The organism is Actinomadura sp. CNU-125, assembly GCF_001942465.1.
In the GTDB taxonomy this organism is placed as follows: domain Bacteria; phylum Actinomycetota; class Actinomycetes; order Streptosporangiales; family Streptosporangiaceae; genus Spirillospora.
In genome coordinates, this window is sequence record NZ_MKJY01000470.1 from 1 (window position 1) to 2219 (window position 2219).

Consider the following 2219-nt stretch of genomic DNA (forward strand, 5'->3'; position numbering starts at 1 on the left):
ACCCGGAACAACCCGGACGGCGCCACCACGTGCGTCACCCCATGCCCCGCGATCAACGCCCCGCGCTCGGCCGCGTCGATGTCGCCCGGAGGAGCGATCACCAGACGTCCGCCGCGCAGCAGCGGCGCCCAGATCTCGTACGTCGAGGCGTCGAAGGCGTGGTTGGCCTGCACAAGGACGCTCTCCAGGACGTCGTCCCGCCAGGCCGTATCGAGGACGAACGCAACGACGTTCTCGTGCGTGACCGCGACACCCTTCGGCGTCCCGGTCGAACCCGACGTGTACATCACGTACGCGAGGTTCCCGGGCGAGACGGCGGTCGTTTCCGGGTTCTCCTCGACGGGCTCGAACGCGTCGTCGTCGGTCAGGACGACCGACACCCCGGCCTCCGCCACGATCGACGCCAGCCGCTCCGGCGGGTGCGAGGCGTCCAACGGGACGTACGCGGCCCCCGCCTTCAACACCCCCAGCAGCGTCGCGACCAGCCCCGCCGACCGCTCCATCCGGACTCCGACCGGGCATTCCCGGCCGACGCCCCGGCCGATCAGTTCGTGCGCGACGCCGTTCGCGCGCGCGTTCAGCTCCGCGTACGTCCACTCCCCGCCGTCCGCGACCACCGCGACCGCGTCCGGCGTACGCGCCGCCCGCTCCTCGAACAGCCCGGCGATCGACGCGTCCGGCACCGGACGGGACGTGTCGTTGCGCTCCTCGATCACCAGCCGGCGTTCGTCTGCCGACACGACCTCGACGTCGCCGAGCCGCACGTCCGGGTCGGCGGCGACCTGCTCCAGCACCCGCACCAACCGGTCCGACAGCGCGCGCGCCGTCGACTCGTCGAACAGGTCGGCCGCGTACTGGATCTCGCCGCCGAAGCCCGCCGGGGCGCCGTCCGCGCGACGGTGCTCGGTGAGCGTCACCGACAGGTCGAACCGCGCCACCGCCGTGTCCTGCGGAGGCAGCGGCACCGCGCGCAGGCCGGGAACGTCCCATTCGTCCCCGAGTTCGGCCGCGTTCTGCACCGCGAGGATCACCTGGAACAGCGGATGCCGCGCCAGCGACCGCACCGGGTTGAGGTCCTCGACGAGTCGCTCGAACGGGACGTCCTGATGCGCGAACGCCGCCAGGTCCGCCTCCCGGACGCGGGCGAGCAGTTCGGCGAACGTCGGATCGCCGCCCACGTCCGTCCGCAGCACCAGCGTGTTGAGGAACAGGCCAACCAGGTCTTCGACGGCAGCGTCGTCGCGCCCCGCGACGGCGGTGCCCAAGGGGATGTCGGTGCCCGCGCCCATCCGGGTCAGCAGTACCGACAGCGCGGCCTGCGCCACCATGAACATCGTCACGCCGTGCCGCCGCGCCACCTCCGCGAGCCGGGCGTGGACCTCGGCGTCCCCCCGGATCGGCACCACACCGGCGCGGAACGAGGAGTCCGGCGGACGGTGCCGGTCGACCGGCAGGGCGAGCTCCTCGGGGAGCCCGGCGAGCGCGTCGCGCCAGTACCGAAGTTGATCCGCGAGAACGCTTCCCGGATCTTCCGGTTCGCCGAGCACGTCGTGCTGCCACAGCGCGTGGTCCGCGTACTGCACCGGCAGCGGCGCCCAGTCCGGCGCCTCGCCCCGGCGGCGGGCCCCGTAGGCCGCGCCGAGATCGCGCGTGAGGACGCCCACGGACCAGCCGTCCACCGCGATGTGGTGCGCCACCGCCACGAGCACCGACTCGTCCGGTGCCACCGCCAGCAGCCGCGCCCGCCACGGCAGTTCGCGGGACAGGTCGAACCCGCGCCGGACCTCGGCGGCCACCGCCTCCCCCACGGCCGCTTCGCCGATCGCGTCGACGGTCAGGCCGGGCCGCCCGTCCGCGCCGTCCAGTACGCGCTGCCGGGGGCTCCCGCCGGTGTCGGGGTAGACGGTGCGGAGGCTCTCGTGCCGGTCCGCGACATCCCCGAGCGCCGCCTCCAGCGCGGGAACGTCCACGTCCCCGGACAGCCGCAGCACGATCGGCACGTTGTAGCCCGCGCCCGCCCCGGCGTCCTCCAGCCGGTTCAGGAACCACATGCGCCGCTGCGCATGCGACAGCGGCACCACGTCCGGACGGTCCCGGGCCGCGAGGGGCGGCCGGGCTTCGCCGCCGGCCCGCGCCAGCCCCTCGACGGTCGGCGAGGCGAACAGGTCGCGGATGCTCACCTCGACGGCCAGCACCGATCGGATCCGGGCGATGAGGCG

The 2219-nt window shown here is 74.1% G+C and carries 1 protein-coding gene; it reads right to left on the reverse strand.

Annotation, left to right across the window (positions count from 1 at the left end):
* A partial coding sequence (locus BJF79_RS37960) for a condensation domain-containing protein (protein ID WP_158079417.1) occupies positions 1-2195 on the reverse strand: 2195 nt, incomplete at its 3' end.
* Positions 2196-2219 lie beyond the last annotated feature (24 nt).